Origin of the sequence: Nevskia sp., assembly GCF_051860985.1 — a bacterium.
GTDB lineage: Bacteria > Pseudomonadota > Gammaproteobacteria > Nevskiales > Nevskiaceae > Nevskia.
On sequence record NZ_JBIMKV010000012.1, the window covers coordinates 44,098 to 70,312 of the forward strand.

A 26,215-nucleotide genomic window follows, 5' to 3' on the forward strand; every position below is an offset into this window, starting at 1 on the left:
AGATGCTCGTCAGGCGATGGTGATCGCGCTGCGAAGCCACTGCAGCAGCGCCGGGTACGGCATCGCGCCGGACTGGCGGGCGATTTCCCGGCCGCCGCCGAACGCGATCAGCGTCGGGATGCTGCGGATGTTGAAGCGCGCGGCGAGCGCGCCTTCGGCTTCGGTGTCGAGCTTGGCGAGCCGGGCATCCGGTTCGATCTCGGCGGCGGCCCGCTCGTAGCTCGGCGCCATCGACAGGCACCGCCCGCACCACGGTGCCCAGAAATCGATCACCAGCGGCAGATCGCCGCGCGTCAGCTGGGCCTCGAATTTCGCGGCCGTCAGCGCCAGTGGCTTGGCGGTGAACAGCACGCCCTTGCAGCGAGCGCAGATCGCGACGCCAAATCGATACCTGACACAGCACGAACAGCAGCAGATCGAAACCCTGGGGCGCAACAGCCGGAAGATTCGCGAGTGGCTGGCGACCTCAAAGGAGAAGACCAACCGTCGTGGCGAGCCGCTGAAATCAAATCTCACCGACAACGACTCGGCGACCATGAAGACCAGCCATGGGATCGTTCAGGGCTACACCGGCGTGGCGGCAGTTGATGCGAAATCCCAGCCTGAGCCGTCCGATCGCTCGGCCGCGCAGTCTGCCGTCCACCAAGGGCGTGCCCGCAGGGAATCGACAGCCGCAGCGGCGGCCGGCACCGTCGGTGACGAACCCGAACCGGAGTGGCACGACGATGCTTGACCTTCGCACCCATCTGGCGCTGCTGGCGATGAGCTTTGCGACCTGGGGCCTGTTCGTGATCCTGGGTCTGCCGGACTACTACCAGCAGTGGCCGCTGCTGGCGAAGCTCGCGATCCTGCCAGCCGTCACCGCGCTGTACGTGCCGCTGGCGCCCTGGCTGCTACGCCGCTTTCCGACGCAGGACCACCGGCGCAATGCCGGGTGGCTGGCGCTGTACCTGACCGTGCCGCTGTTCATCTACGACTACGTCTACATCGTGGTGATCGGCGGCGATGACCTGAGCTTCGTGTTCCGTTACTGGTACCTGAGCTTCTTCTACCTGTCGTTCTGGCTGCAGTTCCCGTGGCTGGCGCGCCGGATGACGCGCACTGCCTGACCGCGTCGCGCGCCGCCCGCGCACTCAGGCTGCGCCGGCGTGCGCCGCGTTGCCGGCGGCCACGGCGTCGCCGCCGTTCTGGGCGTAGGCGCTCGCCCAGCGCTGGTAGGTGAGCATCTCGCCGTCCTGCCAGGGATGGAAGCCGGGCCGGTAGTAAGCGAAGTAGTGGCCCATCAGCGGCCGGAACAGGCCGTTCCAGCCGTACAGCCAGCGCAGGCCACGCGCCCACAGGCCAAGGCGCTGGCCGAAGCTGAAGCCGTCGGCCTTGAGCATGCGGCGCAGGATCAGGAACACGTGCAGCGGGAACATCACCGAGGTGTAGACCATCACCCCGACGCGCAGGAAGTAACCGGCCTTGGCGACGTTCTTCAGCACGTCGTAGGCCACCGCCTTGTGCTCGATCTCCTCGACGCCGTGCCAGATGTACATCGCGCGGATGCGCGGATCGGCATCGGCGAATACTTCCTGCCGCTCGAAGAAGCTGTGCGCCATGATTGAGGTCATGTGCTCGGCGGCCGCCGTCTGCGCCAGCGTGAACGAGGCCGGCATCAGCTTGCGGATGCGCTCCAGCAGGCTGCGGGTCTTGGCCTCGATGCGGTCGACGCGGATGCCCTGCGCCTGCAGGCGGTCGTTGAACTGCTTGTGGATGCGGCCGTGCTGCGCTTCCTGGCGCATGAAGTCCTTGACCTGCTGCTGCAGCTCCGGATCGCGGATCTGGTCGCGGTAGTCGCGCACGCAGCTGATGAAGAACTTTTCGCCTTCCGGGAACAGCGTCGACATGGCGTCGAAGAAGCGCGTCTTGAACGGATCGCCGCCGAACCAGTGGCGCGGGATGTCGCCATCGAGGTCGAAATCGACCTCGGTGCGCGGCACGATCGGGTAGCCGGAGGTGATGGTGGTCTGCTTCATGGCGGGCGTCTCGGAAGTCACAGCGTGAGCCTGACTCTAGGCCGCGCCCGAGGGGTCGGCTATGACCGGCCGCGACCACCAGGGAACATTTCGCGACAGCCGCCAGCCCGCTTCAGCCGTCGCTGCGCTCTCGTCCGCGGAAAGCGCTCGGCGAGGTGCCGGACCAGCGCGTGAACGCCCGCGTGAAGCTGCGGCGATCGGAAAAGCCGAGCCGCTCGCTGATCGTTTCGATGTCTTGCCGGCCGTCTTCCAGCCAGCGCACGGCCAGCCGGAAACGGGCGCGATCCTGCAGCTCGGCATAGCGCTGGTCGGCGTCCTGCAGCCGGCGCTGCACGGTGCGCGGATGCAGCTTGAGCACCGCCGCCATCCGCTCGATGCCCTGCCCGAGCAGCGCCGGCTGCTCGGCGAAGGCCTGCTCGATGGCGGCCACCAGCGCGGCGGCCGGCGTGGCATCCGGACCCGCCTTCGCCGGCTGCTGCGCCAGCCGCTGCTCGACCCGGTAGCGCGCCTGCCGGTGCAGCGCAGGGAACGCGCCTTCCAGCGGCTGGTCGAGCAGCGCGCGATCGAAGGCCAGCAGCTGCTGCGGCTGGTCGAACAGCACCGGCACGCGGAAATACGCCTCGTAGGCCGCGGCATGCGGCGGCTGCGGATGACAGAAGCACAGCCGCTGGAACGGCACGTCCGACCCCAGCAGACGGCGGCCGAATTTCACGATCGACGCGAACGTGGTTTCGCTGAAATACGGGTACGGCGGCGCTTCGCCGGACGGCGCCAGCGCCAGCACCAGATGCGCCTCGTTGCCGGCTTCGGCGAGCCGCACCTGGATCAGCGGGTTGATCAGCTCGCGCACCCAGTCGAACACCCGCAGGCCATCGCGCAAGGTCGGGCTGGTGGCCAGGAAGGTGTCGATGTCCGGCAGGTAGTCGAAGGCGAAGGTTTCGCCGAGCACGAACGGAAAGTGCTGCGCGGAACCGCGCGTGCGCTCGACGCAGGCTTCCATCACCTTCTGCAGCAGCGGCGCGCTGACGGTGGCGCTTTCCAGGTGGATCAGATCGGTCTCGATGCCGACTTCGCGGAACACCGGCTCGATGTTGAAGCCGCACTGCGCCGCCGCCTTGACCCAGTTCGGCAGGGTGATGAACGGAATCGGTTCCAGATGCAGCGGTGTGCTCATCGCCGCAGTATGCCGCAGCGTCCCAGCCGCTTCGGCGATGATCGGCACCTGATCCCGGCGGCCGCGACAGCGCCGCCTTCGTTCCACCCGATACGGAGCCCTGCCCGATGCACGACCACCATCCGATCCACCGCTGGCACCAGATGGTCACCGCCCGCGATCCGCGCGGCCTCGACACCTTGCTGGCCGATGACGCGGTGTTCCACTCGCCGGTGGTGCACACGCCGCAGCGCGGAAAGGCGATCACCGGGCTGTACCTGCGTGCCGCCTTCGAGGTGTTCTTCGTCGGCGAATTCCGCTACGTGCGCGAGATCATCGGCAGCCATGACGCACTGCTGGAGTTCGAGACCACGATGGACGGCGTCGCGGTCAACGGCGTCGACCTGATCCGCTGGAACGACGCCGGCCAGATCATCGATTTCAAGGTGATGGTGCGGCCGCTGAAGGGCATCCAGGCGGTGCACCAGCGCATGGGCGAGATGCTGGCGCGGATGAAGCCGCCGGCGGCCTGAGTCAGTCGGCTGCGGGGCCGCTGCCGGGCGGCTCGCCGGCGATCGGCGGCGTGCCCCGCGCCGGCCAGACCACGCCGACGCTGCCCATGCCGCGGGTGACGTCCATCTCCGGGTGGGCCAGCACCACGTCGCGATACGACGGGCTACCGACCACCGCCGGCTTGTAGCGCTCGAAGGTGGCGTTGATCTCAGCCTGCAGCTCGGCGGGCAGGCCGAACTCGACGTAGCAGGCGTGCAGGCAGTCGAACATCGCGCGCCAGTGCACCTCGGTCAGGCCCATGCCGCGATGGGCGGTGACCATGTCGCGCCCCCGGTAGCGGGCGTTGCCACCCCATTGCCGGGACAGGAAATCGACGAAGTTGATGTGCTCCTTCTGGAACGTCGATTCCGACATGTGCGCCCAGATGTGGCCGATGTCCGGATGCGCCATCGCCTTCTGCAGCGCCCGCGCGGCGAACACGTAGATGGCGTCGTAGCCGCCGAGCCGCGCATACAGCGAAGCCGCTGCCGGCGGCGGATTGGGAGATTCGCTCATCGTCAGGCCCCCGGGCGGTCGGCGTCATCGCCGGCGGGCGACGGCGGGCATTCGGCGCCGCGCCCGCTGATCACTTCGAACGGGCTGCCGGTTTCCACGGCGTTCATCACCCGGTGGCCCGGACTGCGGTTCAGCAGCAGCCGCGTGACATCCGGCCGCGCGTAATGGCCCACCGGATCGGCCGCGTGCTTGGCCAGCGCGATCACGCCGAGATCGATATCGGCGATCAGCAGCCCTTCGGCATCCGGCGCCAGCGGCGTCGCCAGCTCCGCGCCGTCCGGGCCGTAGATACGCGCGTGGCCGCCGCCGGGCTGCAACAGCTGCTGCTGCAGCGGTTCGGTGCACAGCGCCGCATGCATCGCCGGCGACACCACCGCGCAGGGCGCGATCACGAAGCACTGGCCTTCGGCGGCGTAGACGCGACTGGCGGCGGTGTTCACCTCCGGCCCCAGCGCATGGGCGGCGCCGGGGTAGATCGAAAAGCTCGGCCAGGCGCCGATGTGGATCTGCTCGTCCTGCGCGTACAGCGCGTACTTGGACAGCGGCTGCAGATGCTCCCAGCAGTTCAGCATGCCGATGTTGCCGAGCGCGGTGGCGGTCACTGTCAGGTCGCTGCCGTCGCCGTCGCCGAACACGGTGCGCTCGACATGCGTCGGCTTGAGCTTGCGGCGGCTGCGGCGCAGCACGCCCTGGTCGTCGATCAACGCCTGGGCGATGTACAGGCTGCCGGCGGCGCGCTCGCTGAAGCCGAGCGCCAGCCACAGCTTCAGCCGGCGGGCCGCGTCACGCAGGCGCTGGAACTCGGCACCGCCGATGACCAGCGAATTGTCGAAATAGCGCTGCACCCAGGCCATGCCGAGCGCCGGCGGCGTCAGCCAGATCCACCACGGATAGCCGGGAATCCAGGTTTCCGGGAAGGCGATCAGCTGCACGCCGTCGGCGGCCGCCTGCTCCATCAGGGCGATGGTCTTGTCGATGGTGGCGTCGATATCGGCGAACACCGGTGCCGCCTGCACTGCGGCAACGCGGAGCCGGGGATGGGTTGCTGCGGGCATGTGGGCGTCTCCTGTGGCGCGCGGCGAACGGCGCGGGCTTTGCTATGGTGGAAGCGCGGGCGGCGGCGATCCTGCCTGTAGCGGAACCCGACTTGACCGACGCGGTAGCGCGGCAGGAGGCAGCGATGGATTCGATACTGACAACCGCCAGCGTGGCCCCGCAGCGACGGGCCGACTACTGGGAAGAAATGGTGTCGCAGCAGTTCGTGCCGGTCCGTTGCCAGCCGGATCGCGGGCAAGGCTTCGCCGCGCGCATCCGTGCCCGGACCCTTGATGCGGTGACGGTCTGCGATGTCCAGAGCCACGGCACCGACGTGCTGCGCACCGGCCGCCATGTCCACGAATCGCCGGGTCAGTTCTTCCTGCTGAGCCTGCAGGTCGACGGCTGCGGTCGGCTGGACCAGCAGGGCCGCAGCGCCTACCTGCGGCCGGGCGACATGGCGCTCTACGACACCGCGCAGCCGTACGCGCTGCACTTCGCGGCGGCGCAGCGGCAGCTGGTGCTGCGGCTGCCGCGCGCAGCGATGCTGCAGCGCGGGCCGGGGCTGGAAGCCCGGGTCGGCGTCGTGCTGTCCGGTCCGTCGCCGGCGGCAAAGCTGGTCCGCGACTGGACGCTGCAGCTGGCCGCGCTCGATCCCTGGCCCTCGGCACCGAGCCGCGCCGCGATCGCCGCGACGCTGATGGATCTGGTCGTCGACGGCCTCGGTGCGCTGGCGCCAGCCAGCCCGCTGTCCGGCCTGCCGAAGCTGGCGCAAGCCCAGGCGCTGGCCGAACAGCGGCTCGACGATCCGGCGTTCACGGTGGCGGCCTGGGCGCAGGCGCTGTCGATTTCCGAGCGCTACCTGCGCCAGCTGTTCGCGGCCTCGGGCCAATCACCGGCCGCCTACCTGTGGCAGCGGCGGCTAGCGCGCGCCGCACGCGGGCTGCGCGATCCGGCACAGCGCGGCAGCAGCATCACGGCGATCGCGCTGGCCTGCGGCTACAGCGACAGCGCCCATTTCAGCCGGGCGTTCCGCGCCGCCTACGGCCGTGCGCCGCGCGACTACCGGCAGGGTCCGGCGGACTGAAACCCGCCGCTGCCGGCCGCCGCCGGCGAGCCGCGCTCAGTAGGTTTCCAGATGCAGCCGGCCCTCGGCCTTGAGCCGGGCGTGCAGCGGCTTCCAGTCCAGCCCGTGCTGGTCGGCGGCCACGCGCAGCGCGTCGATCACGCCGTCTTCCATGCCCTTCAGCCCGCAGACGTAGATGTGGGCGTGGTCCGAGCGCAGCAGTTCGGCAATCTCCGCAGCCCGCGCGCGCAGCAGGTCCTGCACATAGGTGCGCGGCTGCCCCGGCGTGCGCGAGAACGCGAGGTGGATGTCGATGAAATCGGCCGGCAGCTTCGACAGCGGCCCGAAGTACGGCAGCTCCGCCTGCGAGCGGGCACCGAAGAACAGCATCAGCCGGCCATCGCCGGGCTGACGCCGGCGGCGGCGGCGCTCGGTCATGCCGCGCATCGGCGCCGAACCGGTACCGGTGCAGATCATCAGCAGGTCGGCCCGGGGATCGTCCGGCATCAGGAAGCTGCTGCCGAACGGGCCAATCACCTGCACGCTGTCGCCGCGCTGCAGGTCGCAGACGTAGTTCGAGGCGACGCCGCGCACCGGCCGCCCCTCGTGATCGGTCAGCACCCGCTTCACGGTGATCGACAGGTTGTTGTAGCCGGGCCGCTCGCCGTCTCTGGGGCTCGCGATCGAATACTGGCGCGCGTGGTGCGGCCGGCCGTGAGCGTCGACGCCGGGCGGAATGATGCCGATCGACTGACCTTCGAGCACCGGAAACGGCAGCGAACCGAAGTCGAGCACGATGTGGTGGGTGTCGCTGTCGGACGCCGTGGCGGTGACCCGCACGTTGCCGGCCACCGTCGCCGTCGCCGGCTGCTTGACCGTGTACAGGTTGACGGCCGGTGTCGCGGCCGAGGCTGGTGCGATCGTCGAACCGCGGGCGCTGTCGAGTGGCGGCGGCGTGAAGCCTGGGGCTTCATTGCCGGCGTCATCGCCGGCAGCGTCGCGGCTCAGTTCCCGTTCCGGCGGCAGTTCATCCCAGCCCAGCTGATCGGCCAACGACCAGGCCTCGGCCTTCCGCACGGTGCGCCAGTTGTCGATCGAGCCGGTCGGGCACGGACTCAGGCAGGCGCCGCAGCCATTGCAGATCTCGGCATCGACGACGTAGTTGCGGCTGTCGTGGGTGATCGCCTTGACCGGGCAGGTTTCCTCGCAGGTGTTGCAACGGATGCAGATGACCGGATCGATCAGGTGCTGCTTGAGCAGGGCGGTCATGAGGGACTTCCTTGAGCGGGATGCGGGATACGGGGTGCGGGTTTTCATCGGGTGGCGTCATCGCGGCGAAAGCCGAGAGACCCCAACAAGCGCTGTCATCCCGGCGAAAGCCGGGATCCATCGCGACGTTATCGGCGCGGGTCGAGGCAGAGGCGCCGGCCTGCTCCGCGTTGACCTCGCCGCGAACTGGAACTTCGACCACGGCTTTCGCCGGGTTGACCTCGCCACAAGCGGAGACATGGACCCCGGCTTGCGCCGGGGTGACCTCTCCACTCGCGGTGGCGAGTGGAGAGGTCAATTGAACCGGACGTAGGCCATGTCCATCGGCTGCTTGTTGATGCCGACCAGCGGCGCCGAGATCCAGTTCGCGTACTGGCCCGGCGTGGCCACCCGGCCCATCAGGCTGGTGACGTAGGCGCGATCGGCCGCCGTCGGCAGCCACTGGTCGACATGGGCCTGCCACTGCGCCTGCGTGACCGGCGTGCCGTCCGGCGCGATCCGGGCGCCCGACAGCGTGCCGATCTGCCGGTTGAAGGCCTTGTGCGGCACGGTCAGCCGGAACGGCAGACCGGCCTTTTCGATGACCTTGTTCCAGCGGCCGATGCCGGCTTCGGAATCACGGATGAAATCGTCGCGGAGCACTTCGTTGAGCGCGTTCAGCATCGGCACTTCGCGCTCGACCAGACGGCCGTCGACGACGTCGAGAATCGTGTAGCTCTGATCCTTGAGCACATGGTCGTCGGCGCGCTTGCCTTCCTCGAAACGGCCCTTGATGCCGGACGAGTAGAAGGTTGCAGCATTCGAAGATTGATCAGCGCCGAACAGGTCCAAGGTCACGCTGTAGTGAAAGTTCAGGTAGCGCTGCAGGGTCGGCAGATCAATCGCGCCGAGTGCCCGCACCTGGTCCGGCGCTTCGACGTTGTGCTGCTTCATCAGCTCGCAGGTGCGGGCGATGATGCGCGACACGCCGCTTTCGCCGACGAACATGTGATGCGCTTCCTCGGTCAGCATGAACTTGGTGGTGCGGGCCAGAGGATCGAAGCTCGATTCGGCCAGCGCGCACAGCTGGAACTTGCCGTCGCGGTCGGTGAAGTAGGTGAACATGAAGAAGCTCAACCAGTCCGGCGTCTGCTCGTTGAAGGCGCCGAGGATGCGCGGGTTGTCGTCCTGGCCGGAGCGGCGTTCGAGCAGCGCATCGGCTTCCTCGCGACCATCGCGGCCGAAATAGCGGTGCAGCAGGTAGACCATCGCCCACAGGTGGCGGCCTTCCTCGACATTGATCTGGAACAGGTTGCGCAGGTCGTAGAGGCTCGGCGCGGTGGCGCCGAGATGGCGCTGCTGTTCGACCGACGCCGGTTCCGTATCACCCTGGGTGACGATGATCCGGCGCAGGTTCGCGCGATGCTCGCCCGGCACCTCCTGCCAGACGTCCTCGCCCTTGTGCTCGCCGAAGTGGATCTTGCGGTCGGCCACCTGCGGGCTCAGGAAGATGCCCCAGCGGTAGTCCGGCATCTTCACGTGCTCGAAATGCGCCCAGCCGCTCGGCTCGGCCGACACCGCCGTGCGCAGGTAGACCTCGTGCTGATGCGAGCCGGCCGGGCCCATGTCGCCCCACCAGTTCAGGAAGTTCGGCTGCCAGCTTTCCAGCGCCCGCTGCAGCGTGCGGTCACTGCCGAGATTGACGTTGTTGGGAATCTTCTGGCTGTAGTCGATCGTGGACATCGGCGCGCTCCGGCAAGGGCAAGGGAAGTGAAAGGAATTCGGGATCAGACGCGGTTGCGATCGAAGGCGGCCTTTTCGCCACGGCCGTAGACCTTCAGCGCGCCGCGTTCGCCGATGGCATTCGGGCGGATGAAGATCCAGTTCTGCCAGGCGCTCAGGCGGCCGAACACGCGGGTTTCCATGGATTCGACGGGGCCGAAGCGCAGGTTCGCTTCCAGCCCGGTCAGCGCGTCCGGCGACAGCGCCGCGCGCTCCTCGCAGGCGGTGCGGATCTCGTCGGCCCAGTCGAGATCGTCGGGCGCGGCAGTGATCAGGCCGAGGGCCAGCGCGGCGTCGGCGTCGAGCGGCTGGCCGATGGCGGCTTGCGCCGCCGACAGCGCTTCGGCCTCGTCATGGAAGCGGCGCGCCAGCCGGGTCTGCCGGCTGGCCATCGGCCAGGCGCCGAAGTTGAGCGGGCTCAGCTGCACGGTCGGCCCATGCTCGGGCAGTTGCTGCAGATAGCTGCGATCGGCCGCGAAGGCCAGTTCGGCCAGGGTGCCGGCGAAGCAGGAACCCGCTTCGATCAGTGCGAACAGGCTGCGCGACGACACGTCCAGCCGTGCCAGGCAGCGACGCAGCAGGCCGCGCGTGGCCTGCACGAACCAGTGATCGGCGTGGGCGATCAGCGCGACATCGCAGGCCAGCACGGCGGCGGCCTCGCCTTCGGTGCGCAGCAGCCACAGGCCGATGTCCGGCTCGTTGCTGCGCAGGTGCAGGATCGCGTCGTCCAGTTCGCGGCCCATCTGCAGCGGCCACCACTGGGCACCGGCAGCGACGATGCCGTCGATATCGGCCGGCTGCGGGCCGGTGGGCGCCCGCACGGTGAGATGCGCCAGCCGCTTGCTGCGGTCGATGCGGATCGAGACGTTTGCGTAGTCGACCGCATCGGCACTGAAACGGCGCTCGATCGGCGTCAGCGCCACGCCCGCCGCCTCGGCTGGCCGCGTGCTGCTGGCCGACAACGCCGCGACTTCGGCCGCGATCGCCGCTTCGAAGCCGGCCGGCCGGGCGATCTCGTCGACCAGCCGCCAGTCCTTCGCCCGCTGGCCTCGGACGCCTTCGACCGAGGTGCAGAACAGGTCGGCGCGATCGTGGCGGACGCGGCGCTTGTCGGTGATCCGGGTCAGGCCGCCGGTGCCGGGCAGCACGCCGAGCAGCGGCACTTCGGGCAGCGACACCGACGACGAACGATCGTCGACCAGCAGGATGCGGTCGCAGGCCAGCGCCATCTCGTAGCCGCCGCCGGCGCAGGCGCCGTTGACTGCGGCGAGGAACTTCAGGCCGTCGTGGCGGCTGGAGTCCTCGATGCCGTTGCGGGTTTCGTTGGTGAACTTGCAGAAGTTCACCTTCCAGGCGTGGCTCGACAGGCCGAGCATGAAGATGTTGGCGCCGCTGCAGAAGATGCGGTCCCGGCCCGAGGTGATCACCACGGTGCGCACCGCCGGATGCTCGAAGCGGATGCGGTTCAGCGCATCGTGCAGTTCGATGTCGACGCCGAGATCGTAGGAGTTGAGCTTCAGCTTGTAGCCGGGGCGGATGCCGCCATCCTCGGCGACCGTCATCACCAGCCGCGCAGTGCTGCCGTCGAACTGCAGCTGCCAGTGGCGGTAGCGCGCCGGCTCGGTCTGGTAGTCGACCTGCAGGTCCGGACTGGGCGTGAGCGAGGCAGGCAGGGACATCGGGGCACCTTCGGCAGTGGGCGGCTCGGCTGATGCACTATTTTGCATGCATTATTGTGCATGTCAACGCGAGTAGCGCCCTCGCGGGCGGGCCGGCGACTCAGCCTGCCGGCACCGCCAGCGCCGTCTTCAGCTCCGCCAGGCACTGCGCCAGCGGCTTGCCGCTGGTGTCGAAGCGCAGGTCGGCCTTGGCGTAGAACGGCGTGCGCTCGGCCAGGATCAGCTTCAGATCCGCCATCGCCTCGCGATTGCCGGACATCGGTCGCAGGTCGCCCTGCGCCACCACCCGATCCATGTGCTCCTCTGGCGCCGCGGTCAGCCAGACCGTGCGGCAGCGCGCCAGCAGCACGTTGAAGGTGGCCGCCTCGGCGACGATGCCGCCGGGCGTGGCGATCACCGCCGCCGCGTGCTGGTCCAGCGTTTCGTCGAGCGCCCGGCGCTCGTAGCGGCGGTAGGCCGCCGGTCCGTACAGCGTGTGGATCTGCTCGGGCTTGGCGCCGGCAATGCGCTCGATCTCGCGGTTCAGCTCGACGAACGGCACACCCAGCTCGGCCGCCAGCAGTCGCCCGAGCGTCGACTTGCCGGCGCCGCGCAGGCCGATCAGCGCGATTCGCCCGGCCCGCACCGGCGCTGCGCCGGCCGCCACGCCGAACAGTTCGGTCAGCCGCTCGCGCGCCAGCGCCAGCTCGGCCGGGCTGCGTGCGTGCAGCAGATCGCGGATCAGCAGCCAGTCCGGACTGTCGGTGGTCTCGTCGCCGAGCAGTTCGGCGATCGGCGAATCCAGCGCCCGCGCGACCTGCGCCAGGATCAGCACCGAAGGATTGCCGTCGCCGGCCTCGAGATTGGCGAGATGCCGCTCGGAAACGTCGGCCAGCCGCGCCAGCTGCTTGCGGGTGATGCCACGCCGGGCGCGCAGGCCGCGCACCCGGCCGCCGAGCGCGACCAGCAGCGGGTCACGGGCAGACGGGTCGGCAGCGGTCGGCAGGGGCGGCGTCATCGGGAAAGGGTGGGGTTCGGCAGGCTTGACGATGAAATGCATTATGTTGCATTTTCCGACGCGCTTCCATCGACATCATGAAGCGCAAGGGCCGCCCTTCGACGGCGGCCGACCAGACCCGGCGCGGACCGTCATGACGCCGGGGGACATCAGGGCGAAGGAGATCAACCGATGGACCCGACGATCGAACGTCCGCCGCTGGCGTTCAATTTTGCCGAGCATCTGCTGGCACTGAACGCGCGGCGCGGCGACAAGCTGGCGTACCTCGACGAGACGCGCCAGCTCAGCTACGACGATCTGCAGCGGCAGGTGCGCCGGCTGGCCGCCGCCCTGCCCGCGCTTGGCCTGCGCCGCGAGGAACGGGTGCTGCTGCTGATGCCGGACAGCGTCGACTGGCCGGTCGCCTTCCTCGGCTGCCTGCTGGCCGGCGCGGTGCCGGTGGCGGTCAACACCCTGCTGCCGGCGCGCGACTACGCGTGGATGCTGGCCCACAGCGGCGCCCGCGCCGTGATCACCGCCACGCCGCTGCTGGCCACCGTGCAGGCCGCACTGGCCGAGCAGGCCGGATCGCCGCTGCTGATCGTCGCGGCCGAGCCGGACGCGCCGCTGCCGGCCGGCGCGATCCGTTTCTCAAGCCTGGCCGAAGCCAGCGAGGCGCCGGCTGCCGCTGCCGCCGCCACCAGCCGCGACGACATCGCCTTCTGGCTGTATTCGTCCGGCTCCACCGGCACCCCGAAAGGCACCGTGCACACGCACGGCAACCTGTTCATGACCGCCGCCACCTACGGCCGCCACGTCCTCAAGCTGGTCGAAGACGACATCACCTTCTCCGCCGCCAAGCTGTTCTTCGCCTACGGGCTCGGCAATTCGCTGAGCTTCCCGCTCAGCGTCGGTGCCACCGTGGTGCTGCTGGGCGGCCGGCCGACGCCGGACGCCGTGTTCAGCGTGCTGCTGCGGCACCGGCCAACCGTGTTCTTCGGCGTGCCGACGCTGTACGCCGGCCTGCTGGCCTCGCCGGCGCTGCCGCCGGCAGGCAGCCTGCGCCTGCGCCGCTGCACCTCGGCCGGCGAGGCGCTGCCGAAGGACATCGGCGAACGCTTTGCCGCGCACTTCGGCGCGCCGATCCTCGACGGCATCGGCTCCACCGAGATGCTGCACATCTACCTGTCGAACTGCGATGAATCCCTGCGCTACGGCACCACCGGCAAGCCGGTACCGGGCTACGAACTGCGCCTGGTCAACGAGCACGGCCTGCCAGCCGCTGATGGCGAGATCGGCGAACTGCACGTGCGCGGCGACAGCGCCGCGCTGATGTACTGGACCAACCGCGACAAGTCGCGCAGCACTTTTCTTGGCGACTGGCTGAAGAGCGGCGACAAGTACGTCCGCGATGCCGAGGGCTGGTACACCTACGCCGGCCGCGCCGACGACATGCTGAAGGTCAGCGGCCAGTACGTGTCGCCGTTCGAGATCGAAAGCGGCCTGATGGCGCACGACGCCGTGCTGGAAGCGGCCGTCATCGGCACCGAGGATGCCGACGGCCTGACCCGCTGCAAGGCCTTCGTGGTGCTCAAGCCCGGCGTCGATCCGGGCGCCGGGCTGCACGAGGCGCTGCGCCAGTTCCTCAAGGCGCGGCTGGCACCGCACAAGGTGCCGCGCGACATCACGCTGCTCGACGAACTGCCGAAGACGCCGACCGGCAAGATCCAGCGCTTCCGCCTGCGCGAACGCGAACGCGCGGCGGCCGGCCCATGAGCCCGGTGCAGTTCGCCGCGATCGGCCATCGCGGCCGGGAACTGTCGATCGAATACACCTGGATCGATGCCGAAGCCCCCGACGCGCCGCTGCTCGTGTTCCTGCACGAAGGCCTGGGCTCGGTGGCGATGTGGCGCGACTTCCCGGCCCAACTCTGCGCCGCCAGCGGCTGCCGGGGCCTGGTCTATTCGCGGCCCGGCTACGGCCGCTCGACGCCGCGCCGCGCCGACGAGCGCTGGCCGCCGGACTTCCTCGAACGGCAGGCCCGCGAGGTGCTGCCGGCCTTTCTCGACACTGTCGGCATCGATCCCCGCACCCAGCCGGTGATCCTGTTCGGCCACAGCGATGGCGGCTCGATCGCGCTGATTGCGGCAGGCGAACCGGCATCCGCCTGGGCCGGCGTGATCGTCATGGCCCCGCACCTGTTCGCCGAGGACGTGAGTCTGATCAGCATCCGCGCGATCCGCGACAGCTACCGGAGCAGCGATCTGCGCGGCCGCCTCGCCCGCTTCCACGACGACCCCGACTCGGCGTTCTACGGCTGGAACGATGTCTGGCTCGATGCCGACTTCGCCACCTTCAGCCTCGAAGCGGCGGTCAGCCGTATCCGCTGCCCGGTGCTGGCGATCCAGGGCGTCGACGACGAGTACGGCACGATGGCGCAGATCGACGCGATCGCCGCCCGCGTCGCCGATTGCAGCCTGCTCAAGCTCGCCGCCTGCGGCCATTCGCCGCAACGCGACCAGCCAGAGGCCGTGATCACCGCCGTGGTCCGCTGGCTGCAGGCGCCGAAGTCCGTCTAAGGCTTCGGTCTGACGGCCATCTTGCGGTCCGGAGACGGCACCATCTCGATGACGATGCCGGCTCGCTGCCGGTAAGGCGCCGGCGCGGCAGGCTGCGTGCGTACCGCCGCTTGCGCCGTCGTAGCCGGAGCCTTCGGCTGCCGCTGCGCTGTCCCGCCCTGGGCGCCGACATCGGCGATGAACAGCAGCGCGAACAGCGTCGCGAAGCACCGCAGGGACCGCATTGCATCGTTCATCGAAGGTCTCGAGGTGAAAAGAAAAGCGGATTCCGCTCAGCCCAGCGTGAGGAACAGCACCAGGAACACCGGCACCAGCCACAGCGCCACCCGCTGCGCCGGCATCGCCGAGGCCAGCAGCAGCAGCAACAGGCAGGCGGCCGTGCGCACCGGGCCGAGCAGCCAGCTCAGCGGGTCGTAGACCTGCGCCAGATAGAAGCGCGACGAGGGATGCACGCGCATCGGCAGTGCCTCGCCGACGTCGTAGTAGCGGCCGCCGGGAATCTTCGTGGTCTTCATCCGGTGCCCGTCCATCTGCGGATCGACCACGGCGCGGCCGAGGAAGCAGTTGGCGCGATGGCGGCTGATGCAGCTGTCCTGGGCCACGGTGACAACGCCGGTCACCGGCTGGCCGGCCTGCAGCAGCCAGCAGCGGGTGCCGAGCTGGAAGGCCAGCAGCAGCAGCGGAATCAGCGCCGCCCAGCGCAGGATCACCCGGTGCGCCGGCACGCCGGCGGCGGTCAGCGGCATCGTCCACGGTCCGGCCGGGCGGCGCTGCAGGCTCACGGCAGCACCAGTTCGACGCGGCGGTTGCGGGCGCGGCCATCCAGCGTGTCGTTGCCGGCCACCGGCCTGCTCGCCCCCAGGCCCACCGCCCTGAGCCGCGCAGCCAGCGCCGGATCGATCGCGACCAGCGCCGCGCGCACCGCTTCCGCCCGCGCCTGCGACAGCCGCTGGTTGCGGGCACCGTCGCCGATGCTGTCGGTGTGGCCCTCCAGGCTCAGCACACCGGCCGGGGCGCTGCGGATCGCCTCGACGATCGCCGGCAGCGCCGCCGAGGATTCCGGCCGCAAGCTCGCCGAGCCGAAGTCGAACAGCAGGCCCGGCAGCACCACGCGGCGCTGTGCCTTCAGCGTCTGCGCCAGCGCCGGCCGGGGCGCGGGGAAATCGATGCGCACCACCTGCAGGCGCGCATCGCCGATCCGCCATTGCAGCGCCAGCGGGTTGGCCGGATCGCGCAGCAGCTGCAGTTCGGCGTCGATGGCCCGGCCGGAGCGGGCCGTGAAGCGGCCGCTGGCGATCAGCACCGGCAGGGCCGCCGGCTGGCCGTTGACCAGCACCGTCAGCTGGCCGGTCGACTGCCGCCGCAGCTCGCCCTTGAAGGCGACGTTCGGATTGGCCAGCAGCGCCGCCGCGAAATCGCCGGCGGCACCGGCGGCCACGCCGGCCCGGGCCAGCCAGCCTTCCTCGCCGACCAGCGCGAAGCGCGCCACGCCGGCCGTTTCCAGCTCGTCCAGCACGGCGCGCGAGGCGCCCAGCGCGGTGGTGCCGGGATAGTCCTCCTCGGTGTCGGCCTCGAAGCGGTTGCGGTAGGTGCGCGCGCTGGCCAGATCGGCGTCGTGCAGGCGCCGCTCGCTGGCCAGCTGCCGCGGCGGGCCGCCGGGCACCGGCAGGCTGGCCTGGTAGTCCAGCCGCCAGGCCTCGTCATCGCGGCCGACCAGCCGCTTGCGCGACTCGTAGTCGCCATCGGCCTCGGCGACCGCCGTGGTCACCAGCAGCCCTACGGCCAGCGGGATGCGCGGCGCCGGTGGCGGATCGGCCTGCACCGGCGGCAACCCCCACGCCAGGACCGAGGTCAGCACGGAAGCCAGCGCCGCAATGGCCGCCGCCCTGCTCAGCACGAGCCCTCCGGGTTGCAGAGCTTGAGCTTGATCCGGTACTGGCCGTTGGCGCGGCCATCGCCCTTGTCGACCTTCAGGGTCTCGTCGACCACGAAGCCCTTGGCGGTCTTTTTAACCGCCACCCGGATGCCATCGCCGAACGCGCGTTCGATGATGAAGCCGCCGCTCTTGTACGGCAGCTCGAAGGTGGTGAACTGCGGCCCGAGCATCGCCGACAGCGGACTGACGACGACATAGACCACGCGCGCCGCCGCTTCGTAGTCCTGGGTTGCCGGCTTGCGCCGCAGGCTCAGCACGCCATCGACGATCTCGCCTTCCACCGGCACGAAGAAGCTGTACGGCTTGACGAACACCGCCGCCGCCTTGCCTTCCACCTCGATCGGCCTTTCTTCCTTCAACGAGGCATCCGGATTGAGCCGCTGGCCGGTCAGCAGGTTGATCAGATCCGGCCTCGGCAGCACCGCGCGCTTGAACATCACCGCGCCGGCCGTCAGCGACGGCCAGCCGACCTTCAGCGCGTCTTCCCAGAGCGTGAAGCGGGTGGCCTGACCGAGAAAATCGCCCTTCACCGCCACCGCCTCGCCGGTCGCGCCCTTGGCATAGCGCAGGTCCAGCCGGCCCTCGACCTCGATCGTGTAACGCCACCACGGCTTGCCTTCGCCGGACTTGAACTCGGCGACCATGCCGCCCTTGAACGGCCCGGCCAGACGCTCGCAATAGCGGGCGAAGGCGCGCTCAGCGACGTAGCCGGCGAGATCGGACGCGATCGACGGCAGGCCGGTGATCACCGCGTTCTTCACCGACAAGCGAGGATCGACCAGCTTCAGGTTCCACGCGCCCCGGGCCTGCGCCTCGCCGACCGCCATCGCGATCTTGGCCCCGACATTGACCGGAAAGGCGAACTTCTCGCTGAGCTTGGCGGCCAGCGCCGAGCCGGCGCTGGCGACGTAGTCGACGACCACCGACTTGACCGCCGACACCGGCCCGCCGGCCAGGTTCAGCAAGGCCGAAAACAGCTTGAAGCCCTCGACGATCCGCTCGATCGACTCGCAGGTGACGCTGCCATGCCGGCTGCGCGCCAGTTCGGCGACGATCCGCCGACGCTCCGGCTCGCTGCGCGTCTGCCAGTCGCGCAGCGCGCGGCCGATCGGCTTCAGCGCCGGCTTCAGCGCCGGATCGCCCTTCACCGGATCGACCAGCGGCGTCATCACCAGCCCCTTGAAATCGCGCAGCTCCCTGGCCGCCGCCTGAAACTTCGGGCGGGCCTCGTCGAGCCGCTGCTTCAGCTCGTCGCGGGCCGGCGAATCCGGCAGCTTGACGATCTGCTGGTCCAGCTCGGCCAATGTGCTGTCGAGCAGCGTGGCGACCGCCTGCGCTTCCTGCTCGGCCGCCTCGATGTCGTCGAGCGGCTCCTGCAGCGCCACCTCGAACGTCGCCTCGCCGCGCATCTGGCCGCCCGGCGAGCGGACCTCGACGCGATAGCTGCCGACCGCCTCGGTACCGCTGTAGCGGACGCTGTAGTCGCCATCGGCGGCCGGCTTGACGTCGAGCGCCGTCTCGCTGCGATCCGGCCTGGTGATGCGGATCGCCACCAGCCCCTTGCCATCGAGCGGCGCCAGGCCTTCGATGGTCACCGTGGTGCCCGGCTCCACGGCGGTGGCCGGCGCGATGCGCACCGACACCGCCGGCTTGCCGTCGCCCTGCGCCCAGACCGCTGCGGCAGTCCAGCAGGCGATGGCCGCCAGCCACCGTGCCGCGGCTGCGAAACCGCTCACAGCTGCGGGACCGCGCTGCGCGCCAGCCCCTCCAGACGCGCGCCGAGGCCGTCCGACGCCCGGGTGCCGGTGACATTGAGATTCAGCAGCCGCCGGCCCTTGCGCACCACCAGCTGCCGGGCCGCGACGCCGTGCGGGCCGAAGCTGCCGCCGATCGACGCCGACGACAGCCAGGCCTGGTCGCCGAGATCGTCGAGTTCCTGTCCAGACTTGCGGGTCTTTTCGCCCACCTGCTCGTTGACCATGCCGGCCAGCGAGCCCTGCATGCCGACGATGCCGTCGAACACCTGCGCCGCCATCGCCTCGTCGTCCTGCTCCAGCACGGTGACATGCAGCATGCTCAGGTTGCCGACGCCGGCCGAGCCGCTCCACATGCAGGATTCCGGCTCGTCGGCCATCAGCGCGGCCTCGGTGGCCAGCACCGCTTCCGCCTGCGCAGCGCTGACCAGCGCACAAGCGCGCGGCAGCGGGCCGGCCTCGGCACTCGGGGCCGGCGCGGGCGCCGTGGGCGGCGCCTCGAACGAGGGCCAGGCCGACGGAGCGGCCGACGGAGCGGCCGCCGGCGCACCGCCACCGCAGGCCGCCAGTCCGGTGCTGCCGACGAGAATTGCCAGGATCAGGCGCATGGTCGGGTGGCCTCAGAGCTTCGGCGCGCTGACATCGCGGTAGCGGTAGCGCACGCGCACGTCGTCGGACGACTGCGCGTAGACCAGGCCGTCCTTGCCGATGTAGGCGGTGGCGATCGCGGCCGGCGCGCCCGGCATCGTCATCCGGTAGCGGATCGCGGTGGTGGCGATGCCTTCGACCGTCTCGCTGCCCAGCGTCTGGCACTGGTCGAGCTTGATCGCGCCCTGGCGGATCTCGGCGTTGATCTTCCGCTCGGCCGCCTTCAGGTCGATGCCCATCGCCGCCCACTTGCCGCCGGTGGCGCTGTACGACTTGCCGTCGACGGTGATCGATTCGAAGCGCAGGCCGCCTTTCAGCTCGCTGACGCTGTGGCGGCTGGGCTGCTCGACGCCTTTCTCGGCGGCGCGCAGGAAGGTTTCGCAGGCCGCGTCCAGCGCCTGGGCGGGCGCAGCGGCGGACAGCGCGAGGATCAGCAGCGGCAGGTTCTTCATCGGCATCGCTCGGTGGAGGTTCAACCATCCAAACGCAGCCGCCGCGCGGAACCGGACATGCCCTAGCGCGGCACGGCGGCGGCGCTGGTGGTGCGGGTGTCGACGCTGCCGCTGAAGTACGCCACCGGCTTGCCGTTGCGCTGCTGGCGATCGAGATAGCTCTGGTAGGTCTCGACGCTGATCAGGCCCATGTTCGGCACGCTGTAGCTGTGCCGATGGCTGGCCAGCGCCTGCTCGCTGGCCGCCAGCCGGGCCAGCAGCTCGTCCATCTGCCGGGTCAGCGCCGCCACCCGCTGGCGCAGCAGGGCGAGCTGGCGCGACTCCGGCAGGCTGTCTTCCGGCAGATGGCTGGGTGCGCGCTGGCGGTCGTCCGGCATCGCCAATGGCGACGGCGGCGGGGTCAGGCCGCGATAGCCGTCGGGAATCGCCGGTGCCGCTGTCTCGGTCACCGCGAACGTGTCCACCGGCGCGGCGGCGGCCAGCGGCTGCCGGCTGTCCGGCAGGGTGCGGCGCGCCTCCTGCGCCGGCAGCCGGGACGTTGCCGGCGATCGCGCCGGGCTGTTCAGCGTCCAGTCCGGCGTCGGCGCGCGGTCCTGCGCCAGCAGCCGGCACGGGCTGCAGGCGGCCGCGAGCAGCAGCAAGGCAGGCAGTCGATGGGTCATCTCAAAGCTCCTTCGGTCGGTCATCCGCGCGGCGGCGCAGCAGCGCGGCCAGCAGCAGCGCATTGCCGGCGATCAGCGCCAGCTTCAGCAGCAGCGCCGGCAGCAGTTGCGCCGACACCCGGAAGGCGCCGGCATCGAGGCGCGTCAGCGCCAGCAGCAGCGCGGCGGCCTGCAGCGCCAGCAGCCCCAGCAGCAGCGCGATCAGCAGCATCCGCAGCGCGGCAGGCAGCCAGTGGCCGCTCACCACGGCACCGGCGGCGGGTCGTCATCGCGGTACGGGGCGCTGTCGCGATAGGGCTCGCGAGCGGTGTCGGGCGGGCGCGAGCCGAAGCCGCCGACCGGCGGCGAACGGGGATCGACGATCACCAGCCCCAGCGCCGGCCCGTAACCCGACCCGGCCGCCGGCCAGCCGTACGACGGCAGGCCGTAGGCCGCCCACGGCGGTGGCGGCAGCGACGACGGCGCCTGCGGCAGCGGCACCGGCCTGCCGCGCTCGCGCGGCCGATCGGCGAGCGCGGCGCCGCTGACCAGCAGCAGCGCCAGCGTTGCCAGCCCGGCCTGGGCCGGCGTCACCGGTCGACTCCGCGCGGCCACAGCGTGTCGAAATCGATGGCGTACTCGATCAGTCCTGGCTCGGCGCCGCCATCGCGGATCATCGACCAGGCCACCTCCAGCTGGCCGGACGCCGGATCGAAGCGCGGCGCCTCGATGCGGCCACGGCCGGGAAACGAGCGGCTCTGGTAGCGCAGCGCGGCCAGCCGCGCGTACGGCGGCAGCTGCAGCTGGTAGACATCGCTGCGGCTCAGGGTGTCGCGCAGGTCGTCGCCGCCGCTGTTGTGCTGGGCCAGCACCTGGCCCTGCAGCCCTTCGCCGAGCGCACTCTGCTTGCCCTTGCAGCTGACGAAGGCATTGCTCAGACCCAGCGGATCGAGAATCCCCGGCAGGCCGCTGGCGCGGCAGGTGGCGGCCAGCTCGAACTGCGGATCGCGGTGGTCGATCTCGTGACCGGCGAACACCAGCACGCAGCGGCTGAAGTAGCCGCCGCCGGCGCAGCTGTCGATGCGGCCGGTAGTCGCCGGGATGGTCCGCTGGCGCAGCTCCCAGGCCGGCTCGAAGGCCAGCGGCGCCGAACTGCCGCGGGCGCCGCCCGAGGCGATCACGTCGACGGTCGCTGCGCCCGGGATCACCCGGTCGACATCCGGCAGCACGGCGAAGATCTTGCCGGCCTGCCAGTCGACCACCTGGGCATCGACGCTGCGGATCGGCCCGTAGGCGGTCGGCAGGACCACCTTCACGGTGCCCGGCGCGGTGCCGAAACACTGGCCCTGGATCACGAACGCGGCCTTCGGCGCCAGCGCGCCGTCGCCGGCCACGGTCAGCCGGCGCAGCAGCGGCTGGCCGCCGTTGCGGCTGCACAGCAGCGCGGTGGCCTGGATCTGGCTGCCGGCCTGCACGCGGCTGACGTCGCCACCGCGCGAGGTCGCGAGGCGCTGCCCGAGCCCGGTGGACGACAGCCGCGCCGCCGACGAGGCATCGCGAAAGCGGTCACCGCCGGCCGTCGCCAGCGGCCCCGCCGGGCCACCGGCCGGCAGCGCGTCGGCAGGCGCATCGCCGGCGTCGTCGCCATCGCGCAGGCCGCCGTAGCGCTGGCGCAGCGCGGCGTTGTCGCGGTCGAAGGCCGGCGCGGTCAGCCGCGCGACGTCGACCAGCTGCTGCTCGCCGCGCGCCAGCTCAATGCTGGCCGAGCGGCCGACCACCTTGGCCGCGCCGCCGTCGAGCGCCGGACGGTGGCCGCGCGGCAGCGATCGTGGATCGGCCGGCGGCGGCGCCTGCGGCAGCGTCGGCCGCGGCATTGGCGACGGCGCTGCGGTACCGGGGTTCCAAGCCGGCGCGGCCGGGGCCAGCGACGACGGCGCGCGGCTGCCGCCGCCGGACCGGTTCCAGTCGATGCCGGTGGCCGGTGCGGCCGGGGCGCTGGACGGCGCGCGGCGGCTGCCGCTGTCGGTCCAGGCCGGCGTCTCGGGGGCGCCGGCAGGCTGCGCCCAGGCCGCCGGCAGCAGGCCGAGCAGGGCGCTACCGAGCAGCGCGAAAAGGCGGATTCGGAAGCTCATCGCCCGGCCTCACTGCGCCTGCGCGACCTGGCCATCGAAGCGCAGCGCCAGCTGGCGCACGGCGTCTTCGATGGCACTGCGCAGCGCAGCGTCGAAATTGGTCTTGCGGCTCGACTGGTGCTGCACTTCCGGCGTGTAGGCCGACGGCGTGCGGCCGCTTTGCATCAGCACGGTGTTGACCAGCGCGCCGATGCCGCCGACCTGCACGGCCGAGCCGCCGAGCGCGACGCGGACATTGATGGCGTCGAGCACTTCACCGCTGTGGGCGTCGACGATGCTGACATCGAGCCCCAGCTCGTCCTGGTTGCGGCCGCCACCGATCTGCAGGCCGCCGATGTTGATGCCGCTGCTGCTGTCCGAGGTGCCGGCCGCCAGTTCGGTGATCTCGGCCTGGAACAGGTATTCGGCGCCGGTCAGCCGCGACTGCGCCGTGCTGCCGGTGCTCTGGCCCTGGGCATTGAGCTGCTTTTCACGGATCACGCCGCGATCGAGGTTGCCACGCTCCATGACCCGGAACTGGCCGCTCTTGACCAGCGCCGTCTTGAACTGCTCGGTGGCGCCGCGCGGCGGCAGTTCCGGCAGGTTGCTGGTGACCTCGAAGATCGCCACCGCGACGCGGGCATCGGCCTGCTTGCGCGGCAGCTTGACCAGCGCCCGGTGGCTGGCGCTGTCGGCCACCGGCATCGGCTGGCTGCCGGCGGCACAACCGCCGAGGTGGACCAGCACGGTGGCGGCAGCGGCAAGCCCGAAGGCGTGCAGGAAGATTCGGCGGTTCATCGGCGGCTCCGGTACGAGGTGTGTACCTGAGCAAACGCAGCGCGCCGCCGAAACCGGACATCGACCCGCCTGCCGCCGATCCGTCGGCGCTCAGGCCGGACGCGGCCCGAAGACGATGATCAGCATGCCGAGCAGCGACACCGCCACGCCGATCCAGTCGGCGAGCGTCGGCCGCACCGCATCGACGAGCCACAGCCAGGCGAACGCCGCCAGGCTGAACGCCGCCGGTACCAGCAGCCAGGCGCTGCGCCCCTGCCGCAGCCACAGGTACGGCAGGTAGCAGCCGACGATCTCGGAGAGCGCGGTCAGCACGAACAGCGCGAAGGTTCTGGCGAGGTCCAACGGGGCTCCGGAGCAGGGGCGATGGCCGCCCGATGATGGTGCCTGGCGGCAGCCGCCGGCCGGCTGGCGACGCGACCGGCGCCGCGCGTGCGGGTCAGCTGCGCGCGAACAGCCGGCGCCGCCGGCTGTCGCTGTCCGGCGCATCGAGACGGGCGCTGGCGGCTACAGCCTGATCCTCCAGCGCCTGGGCGGCCACGACATCGCCGGCCGCCGCCAGCACCTCGGCGCGCAGCCGCTGCAAGCGCGCCACGCTGCGCAGGTCGGCGGCACGCTGCACCTGTTCGATCATCGCCAGCGCCGCCTTGCTGTCGCGCTCGGCCGCCTGCGGCGCATGCCGCTGCAGCGCCACCCGGGCCCGGGCGCCGAGCAGCAGCGCCCGCGCCTCGCCGGGCGGCGACGGCTCGGCCAGCGCGGCGTCGATCAGCGGCGCGGCGCGGTCGATCTCGCCACGGTCGATCAGGAACCGCGTCCAGCCTTCGACCGCCGCCAGCCGGTCCGGATGGCCGGCGCGGATGCGGCTGCGCGCGTGGTCGAAGGCGGCCTGCAGCTGCTGCCGGGCCGGTCCATCGCGGCCAAGCGCGGCGTAGGCGCGGCCGAGCAGCAGCTGCACGCGCGGCAGATCGGACTGCGAGGGCGCGCGCGTCCGGTAGACCTGCTCGGCGGCTTCCAGCAGCGGCAGCGCCTCGGCGGCGCGACCTTCGGCCAGCCAGGCGGCGGCGCGCATCTCGCGCGCTTCGGTATCGGCGGTGGTCTTGCTCCAGTCGGCCGGGATTGCCGCTTCGACGGCAGCGAAGCGCGCTTCGGCAGCCGCACGGTCACCCTGCTGGTGCAGCATCTGCGCGTGGCGGCTTTCGGCCAGCCACCAGGTCGGCTGCTTGCCCAGCGTGTGCAGCGCCAGCGCCGCCGATTCGTCGTAGGCGGTGGCCGCTGCCGCCAGATCGCCCTGCTGGCGTTCGGCGCGGCCCAGCGCCAGCAGGGTGACGGCAAGGCTCAGGTCGTCACGCTCCGGCAGGCCCCGGGCCAGCGCGATGGCGCGCCGGGCTTGCGCGGCGGCTTTCGGCCAGTCGGCGTCGAACAGGTATTCGCTGGCGATGTTGGCTTCGGCGTTGGCGCGATCCGGATGGTTCGGCGCTACTTCGGCATACAGGCGCGCCGCCTGCTGATAGGCGTTCAGCCGTTCGGCATCGGTGCCGGGCAGGCCGCGCAGCGCCCTTCCGCGCAGCATCCACCATTCGGCCCGCAGCGCGCTGCGGTCGAGCCCGGATTCGTGCAGCAGCCGGTCGGCTTCGTCGACCTTGGCCAGCGCCGCCGCGTAGTTCTGGTAGTAGACCTCGCCCCAGCCTTCGACCAGCCGCGTCTCGACGACCACCGCATGGCGGCCGCCGAAGTGCTGCTGGGCGATCTCCAGCCGCCGGTTCATCACCTGCTCGAAACGCGCCTCGTCGTCGGGATCGACGCTCAGGCCCAGCGCGTAGCCCATGACCCCGAGCAGCTCGATCTGCAGGTCCGGCTCGCCGGCCAGTTCGGTCTCGACCCGGTCGATGCTGAGGTCCAGCAGCTCGCGCACCGAGCGCTGGCCCAGCGGGCGCGGATTGTCCGAACGCGGATCGCTGGCCTTGAAGACGCTGATCAGGAAATCCTTGGTGATCGCCGCTCGCCGCGCCTGGGTGGCGGTCTGCACCGCCTGCCAGGCGGTGGCGGCAACGCCAGCCGCCAGCAGCAGCAGGAAACCGCTGGCCAGCGCCACGGCGCGCCGGTTGCGGCGCAGGAACTTGGCCAGCCGCGCACGCCGGCCGATGCGGCGGGCGGCGATCGGCAGATCGGCCAGATGCCGGGACAGATCGCTGGCCAGCGCCTCGACGGTCGCGTAGCGCTGCTCCGGCTGCGCCTCAAGCGCCTTGGCGAGGATCGCGTCGAGATCGCCGCTGAGCGCGGCACGCTGCGGGCGCGGCACCCGGCTGGAGGCCAGCGGCGCGTCCTCGCGCGCAGCCACCAGACGGCCAAGCGGCGACTGCGCCGCGAACGGCCGGCTGCCGGTCAGCAGTTCGTAGAGCATCACGCCCAGCGCGTGGACATCGGTGGCGACGGTGATCGCGCCGCCGTCCAGCTGCTCGGGCGCGGCGTAGTCCGGCGTCGCCGCCCGGCCGCCGACCTGGGTCAGCGCGGTGCCGGGCAGCGCGTCATCGTCGTCAAGCAGCTTGGCGATGCCGAAGTCGAGCAGCTTGACCTGCCCGCCGGCCGCGACCAGCACATTGGCCGGCTTCAGGTCGCGATGGACGATCAGCCGGGCGTGAGCCGCCTGCACGGCGGCGGCCACCTGCAGCATCAGGCCGATGCGTGCCCGCGTGTCCAGCGCGTGCTGCCGGCAGTAGTCGCCGAGCGCCACGCCGTCGACGTATTCCAGCGCCAGCCAGGGCTGGCCGTGCTCGCCGAGGCCGGCGTCGTAGAAGCGGGCGATGTTCGGATGCACCAGCCCGGCCAGGAAGTTGCGCTCGCGCGCGAAGCGCCGCTGCAGCGCGCCGGCGATCAGGTGCGCGTGCGGCAGCTTCAGCGCCACCTCGCGCTGGTAGGCGCCGTCGTCGCGGCGCGCCAGCCAGACCTGGCCCATGCCACCGGCGCCGAGCAGCCGCAGCAGCCGCCAGGGGCCGACGCGATCACCGGCGCTGAACTCCGGCGGCGCTTCGGCGGCGCGGACGCCGATCGGCGGACGATCGAGCCGGCCCGGCGTCAGCGGACCGTCGCTGCCCAGCACGGCGGCCAGCCACGGCTTCAATTCGGCATCGTCCGCTGCCAGCCCGGCCAGCCAGGCGTCGCGGGCGCTGTCGTCGAGTTCCAGCGCGGTGTCGAGCAGCGCAGAGAATCGCGGCCACAGGGCGGGTGGGCAAGGCAGGGCTTTCATGATCGGGTCCGGTCAATGCACCGAACGCGA

28 protein-coding genes are annotated in these 26,215 nt (G+C 70.9%); 6 read left to right on the forward strand and 22 right to left on the reverse strand.

Features of this window, described 5'->3' with window-relative positions:
• Window positions 1-9: 9 nt before the first annotated feature.
• Entirely contained in the window at window positions 10-351 is a 342-nt protein-coding gene (locus tag ACTIGJ_RS13025; RefSeq protein WP_439640756.1) for a thioredoxin family protein, read from the reverse strand.
• On the opposite strand from ACTIGJ_RS13025, the gene ACTIGJ_RS13030 reads away from it, so the two are divergent.
• Complete coding sequence (locus ACTIGJ_RS13030; protein ID WP_439640757.1) at window positions 341-733, forward strand: hypothetical protein; 393 nt, start codon at window positions 341-343, stop codon at window positions 731-733. The genes ACTIGJ_RS13025 and ACTIGJ_RS13030 overlap by 11 nt on opposite strands.
• Window positions 726-1,109 carry a hypothetical protein gene (locus tag ACTIGJ_RS13035; RefSeq protein WP_439640758.1) on the forward strand — a complete coding sequence of 128 codons (384 nt, stop codon included), beginning with the start codon at window positions 726-728 and terminating at the stop codon, window positions 1,107-1,109. The genes ACTIGJ_RS13030 and ACTIGJ_RS13035 overlap by 8 nt, the downstream gene beginning before the upstream one ends.
• A gap of 24 nt (window positions 1,110-1,133) precedes the next feature.
• Here ACTIGJ_RS13035 and ACTIGJ_RS13040 read toward each other — a convergent pair whose 3' ends face one another.
• Together ACTIGJ_RS13040 and ACTIGJ_RS13045 are read right to left on the reverse strand one after the other, a co-directional pair.
• Entirely contained in the window at window positions 1,134-2,018 is an 885-nt protein-coding gene (locus ACTIGJ_RS13040; protein WP_439640759.1) for a metal-dependent hydrolase, read from the reverse strand.
• A gap of 112 nt (window positions 2,019-2,130) precedes the next feature.
• Complete coding sequence (locus tag ACTIGJ_RS13045; RefSeq protein ID WP_439640760.1) at window positions 2,131-3,192, reverse strand: AraC family transcriptional regulator ligand-binding domain-containing protein; 1,062 nt, start codon at window positions 3,190-3,192, stop codon at window positions 2,131-2,133.
• Between the two features lie 107 nt (window positions 3,193-3,299).
• Between ACTIGJ_RS13045 and ACTIGJ_RS13050 the strand changes: the two genes are divergently transcribed.
• The gene (locus ACTIGJ_RS13050; RefSeq protein ID WP_439640761.1) at window positions 3,300-3,704 is read left to right on the forward strand and encodes a nuclear transport factor 2 family protein; all 405 of its coding nucleotides are present in this window, start codon (window positions 3,300-3,302) and stop codon (window positions 3,702-3,704) included.
• Window position 3,705: 1 nt separating this feature from the next.
• Here ACTIGJ_RS13050 and ACTIGJ_RS13055 read toward each other — a convergent pair whose 3' ends face one another.
• Entirely contained in the window at window positions 3,706-4,239 is a 534-nt protein-coding gene (locus ACTIGJ_RS13055) for a group I truncated hemoglobin (protein ID WP_439640762.1), read from the reverse strand.
• A 2-nt stretch (window positions 4,240-4,241) separates the two neighbouring features.
• The gene (locus ACTIGJ_RS13060) at window positions 4,242-5,294 is read right to left on the reverse strand and encodes a carbon-nitrogen hydrolase family protein (protein ID WP_439640763.1); all 1,053 of its coding nucleotides are present in this window, start codon (window positions 5,292-5,294) and stop codon (window positions 4,242-4,244) included.
• A 125-nt stretch (window positions 5,295-5,419) separates the two neighbouring features.
• On the opposite strand from ACTIGJ_RS13060, the gene ACTIGJ_RS13065 reads away from it, so the two are divergent.
• On the forward strand, window positions 5,420-6,361 hold the full coding sequence (locus ACTIGJ_RS13065; RefSeq protein ID WP_439640764.1) for a helix-turn-helix domain-containing protein: 942 nt from the start codon (window positions 5,420-5,422) through the stop codon (window positions 6,359-6,361).
• Between the two features lie 36 nt (window positions 6,362-6,397).
• Here the strand turns inward: ACTIGJ_RS13065 and boxA are convergent, their stop codons facing one another.
• The 4 genes from boxA to ACTIGJ_RS13085 all read right to left on the reverse strand — a co-directional run bounded on the left by boxA (window position 6,398) and on the right by ACTIGJ_RS13085 (window position 12,046).
• Window positions 6,398-7,609, reverse strand: a complete 1,212-nt coding sequence (gene boxA / locus ACTIGJ_RS13070) for a benzoyl-CoA 2,3-epoxidase subunit BoxA (protein WP_439640765.1) — start codon at window positions 7,607-7,609, stop codon at window positions 6,398-6,400.
• 294 nt (window positions 7,610-7,903) lie between these two features.
• The gene (boxB, locus tag ACTIGJ_RS13075; protein ID WP_439640766.1) at window positions 7,904-9,331 is read right to left on the reverse strand and encodes a benzoyl-CoA 2,3-epoxidase subunit BoxB; all 1,428 of its coding nucleotides are present in this window, start codon (window positions 9,329-9,331) and stop codon (window positions 7,904-7,906) included.
• Window positions 9,332-9,375: 44 nt separating this feature from the next.
• Entirely contained in the window at window positions 9,376-11,049 is a 1,674-nt protein-coding gene (gene boxC, locus ACTIGJ_RS13080; protein ID WP_439640767.1) for a 2,3-epoxybenzoyl-CoA dihydrolase, read from the reverse strand.
• A gap of 100 nt (window positions 11,050-11,149) precedes the next feature.
• Window positions 11,150-12,046 carry a helix-turn-helix transcriptional regulator gene (locus ACTIGJ_RS13085; RefSeq protein ID WP_439640768.1) on the reverse strand — a complete coding sequence of 299 codons (897 nt, stop codon included), beginning with the start codon at window positions 12,044-12,046 and terminating at the stop codon, window positions 11,150-11,152.
• Between the two features lie 171 nt (window positions 12,047-12,217).
• On the opposite strand from ACTIGJ_RS13085, the gene ACTIGJ_RS13090 reads away from it, so the two are divergent.
• Window positions 12,218-13,801: a benzoate-CoA ligase family protein gene (locus tag ACTIGJ_RS13090; protein WP_439640769.1), complete on the forward strand. Its 1,584-nt coding sequence runs from the start codon at window positions 12,218-12,220 to the stop codon at window positions 13,799-13,801.
• Window positions 13,798-14,604, forward strand: coding sequence for an alpha/beta fold hydrolase (locus ACTIGJ_RS13095; protein WP_439640770.1), 807 nt, complete (start codon window positions 13,798-13,800; stop codon window positions 14,602-14,604). Before ACTIGJ_RS13090 ends, ACTIGJ_RS13095 begins: the two co-directional genes overlap by 4 nt.
• Here the strand turns inward: ACTIGJ_RS13095 and ACTIGJ_RS13100 are convergent.
• The 13 genes from ACTIGJ_RS13100 to ACTIGJ_RS13160 all read right to left on the reverse strand — a co-directional run bounded on the left by ACTIGJ_RS13100 (window position 14,601) and on the right by ACTIGJ_RS13160 (window position 26,185).
• Window positions 14,601-14,828: a hypothetical protein gene (locus ACTIGJ_RS13100; protein ID WP_439640771.1), complete on the reverse strand. Its 228-nt coding sequence runs from the start codon at window positions 14,826-14,828 to the stop codon at window positions 14,601-14,603. The genes ACTIGJ_RS13095 and ACTIGJ_RS13100 overlap by 4 nt on opposite strands.
• A gap of 48 nt (window positions 14,829-14,876) precedes the next feature.
• The gene (locus ACTIGJ_RS13105; protein WP_439640772.1) at window positions 14,877-15,386 is read right to left on the reverse strand and encodes a hypothetical protein; all 510 of its coding nucleotides are present in this window, start codon (window positions 15,384-15,386) and stop codon (window positions 14,877-14,879) included.
• A complete protein-coding gene (locus ACTIGJ_RS13110) occupies window positions 15,383-16,462 on the reverse strand; it encodes an OmpA family protein (protein WP_439640773.1) in 1,080 nt (359 codons plus the stop codon). Before ACTIGJ_RS13110 ends, ACTIGJ_RS13105 begins: the two co-directional genes overlap by 4 nt.
• A 32-nt stretch (window positions 16,463-16,494) precedes the next feature.
• A complete protein-coding gene (locus tag ACTIGJ_RS13115; protein ID WP_439640774.1) occupies window positions 16,495-18,276 on the reverse strand; it encodes a hypothetical protein in 1,782 nt (593 codons plus the stop codon).
• Complete coding sequence (locus tag ACTIGJ_RS13120; protein WP_439640775.1) at window positions 18,273-18,902, reverse strand: hypothetical protein; 630 nt, start codon at window positions 18,900-18,902, stop codon at window positions 18,273-18,275. The genes ACTIGJ_RS13115 and ACTIGJ_RS13120 overlap by 4 nt, the downstream gene beginning before the upstream one ends.
• A 12-nt stretch (window positions 18,903-18,914) precedes the next feature.
• Window positions 18,915-19,394, reverse strand: coding sequence for a hypothetical protein (locus ACTIGJ_RS13125; RefSeq protein ID WP_439640776.1), 480 nt, complete (start codon window positions 19,392-19,394; stop codon window positions 18,915-18,917).
• Window positions 19,395-19,456: 62 nt separating this feature from the next.
• The gene (locus tag ACTIGJ_RS13130) at window positions 19,457-20,056 is read right to left on the reverse strand and encodes a hypothetical protein (protein WP_439640777.1); all 600 of its coding nucleotides are present in this window, start codon (window positions 20,054-20,056) and stop codon (window positions 19,457-19,459) included.
• 1 nt (window position 20,057) lies between these two features.
• Entirely contained in the window at window positions 20,058-20,300 is a 243-nt protein-coding gene (locus ACTIGJ_RS13135; RefSeq protein WP_439640778.1) for a hypothetical protein, read from the reverse strand.
• Window positions 20,297-20,629 carry a hypothetical protein gene (locus ACTIGJ_RS13140; protein ID WP_439640779.1) on the reverse strand — a complete coding sequence of 111 codons (333 nt, stop codon included), beginning with the start codon at window positions 20,627-20,629 and terminating at the stop codon, window positions 20,297-20,299. Before ACTIGJ_RS13140 ends, ACTIGJ_RS13135 begins: the two co-directional genes overlap by 4 nt.
• Window positions 20,626-22,167 carry a hypothetical protein gene (locus ACTIGJ_RS13145; protein ID WP_439640780.1) on the reverse strand — a complete coding sequence of 514 codons (1,542 nt, stop codon included), beginning with the start codon at window positions 22,165-22,167 and terminating at the stop codon, window positions 20,626-20,628. The genes ACTIGJ_RS13140 and ACTIGJ_RS13145 overlap by 4 nt, the downstream gene beginning before the upstream one ends.
• 9 nt (window positions 22,168-22,176) lie before the next feature.
• Window positions 22,177-22,944 carry a CsgG/HfaB family protein gene (locus ACTIGJ_RS13150; protein WP_439640781.1) on the reverse strand — a complete coding sequence of 256 codons (768 nt, stop codon included), beginning with the start codon at window positions 22,942-22,944 and terminating at the stop codon, window positions 22,177-22,179.
• Window positions 22,945-23,034: 90 nt separating this feature from the next.
• Window positions 23,035-23,286 carry a YnfA family protein gene (locus tag ACTIGJ_RS13155; RefSeq protein WP_439640782.1) on the reverse strand — a complete coding sequence of 84 codons (252 nt, stop codon included), beginning with the start codon at window positions 23,284-23,286 and terminating at the stop codon, window positions 23,035-23,037.
• Between the two features lie 94 nt (window positions 23,287-23,380).
• Entirely contained in the window at window positions 23,381-26,185 is a 2,805-nt protein-coding gene (locus tag ACTIGJ_RS13160; protein ID WP_439640783.1) for a protein kinase domain-containing protein, read from the reverse strand.
• Window positions 26,186-26,215: the final 30 nt, after the last annotated feature.

Excerpts from the sequence above, each read along its gene's own strand:
- ACTIGJ_RS13090 (WP_439640769.1), top strand. The coding sequence starts at position 12,218 with ATGGACCCGACGATCGAACGTCCGCCGCTGGCGTTCAATTTTGCCGAG.
- ACTIGJ_RS13050 (WP_439640761.1), top strand. The coding sequence starts at position 3,300 with ATGCACGACCACCATCCGATCCACCGCTGGCACCAGATGGTCACCGCC.
- ACTIGJ_RS13035 (WP_439640758.1), top strand. The coding sequence starts at position 726 with ATGCTTGACCTTCGCACCCATCTGGCGCTGCTGGCGATGAGCTTTGCG.
- ACTIGJ_RS13040 (WP_439640759.1), bottom strand. The coding sequence starts at position 2,018 with ATGAAGCAGACCACCATCACCTCCGGCTACCCGATCGTGCCGCGCACC.
- ACTIGJ_RS13150 (WP_439640781.1), bottom strand. The coding sequence starts at position 22,944 with ATGAACCGCCGAATCTTCCTGCACGCCTTCGGGCTTGCCGCTGCCGCC.
- ACTIGJ_RS13125 (WP_439640776.1), bottom strand. The coding sequence starts at position 19,394 with ATGAAGAACCTGCCGCTGCTGATCCTCGCGCTGTCCGCCGCTGCGCCC.
- ACTIGJ_RS13095 (WP_439640770.1), top strand. The coding sequence starts at position 13,798 with ATGAGCCCGGTGCAGTTCGCCGCGATCGGCCATCGCGGCCGGGAACTG.
- boxC (WP_439640767.1), bottom strand. The coding sequence starts at position 11,049 with ATGTCCCTGCCTGCCTCGCTCACGCCCAGTCCGGACCTGCAGGTCGAC.
- ACTIGJ_RS13145 (WP_439640780.1), bottom strand. The coding sequence starts at position 22,167 with ATGAGCTTCCGAATCCGCCTTTTCGCGCTGCTCGGTAGCGCCCTGCTC.
- ACTIGJ_RS13055 (WP_439640762.1), bottom strand. The coding sequence starts at position 4,239 with ATGAGCGAATCTCCCAATCCGCCGCCGGCAGCGGCTTCGCTGTATGCG.
- ACTIGJ_RS13065 (WP_439640764.1), top strand. The coding sequence starts at position 5,420 with ATGGATTCGATACTGACAACCGCCAGCGTGGCCCCGCAGCGACGGGCC.
- ACTIGJ_RS13130 (WP_439640777.1), bottom strand. The coding sequence starts at position 20,056 with ATGACCCATCGACTGCCTGCCTTGCTGCTGCTCGCGGCCGCCTGCAGC.
- boxA (WP_439640765.1), bottom strand. The coding sequence starts at position 7,609 with ATGACCGCCCTGCTCAAGCAGCACCTGATCGATCCGGTCATCTGCATC.
- ACTIGJ_RS13085 (WP_439640768.1), bottom strand. The coding sequence starts at position 12,046 with ATGACGCCGCCCCTGCCGACCGCTGCCGACCCGTCTGCCCGTGACCCG.
- boxB (WP_439640766.1), bottom strand. The coding sequence starts at position 9,331 with ATGTCCACGATCGACTACAGCCAGAAGATTCCCAACAACGTCAATCTC.
- ACTIGJ_RS13045 (WP_439640760.1), bottom strand. The coding sequence starts at position 3,192 with ATGAGCACACCGCTGCATCTGGAACCGATTCCGTTCATCACCCTGCCG.
- ACTIGJ_RS13100 (WP_439640771.1), bottom strand. The coding sequence starts at position 14,828 with ATGCGGTCCCTGCGGTGCTTCGCGACGCTGTTCGCGCTGCTGTTCATC.
- ACTIGJ_RS13060 (WP_439640763.1), bottom strand. The coding sequence starts at position 5,294 with ATGCCCGCAGCAACCCATCCCCGGCTCCGCGTTGCCGCAGTGCAGGCG.
- ACTIGJ_RS13120 (WP_439640775.1), bottom strand. The coding sequence starts at position 18,902 with ATGCGCCTGATCCTGGCAATTCTCGTCGGCAGCACCGGACTGGCGGCC.
- ACTIGJ_RS13160 (WP_439640783.1), bottom strand. The coding sequence starts at position 26,185 with ATGAAAGCCCTGCCTTGCCCACCCGCCCTGTGGCCGCGATTCTCTGCG.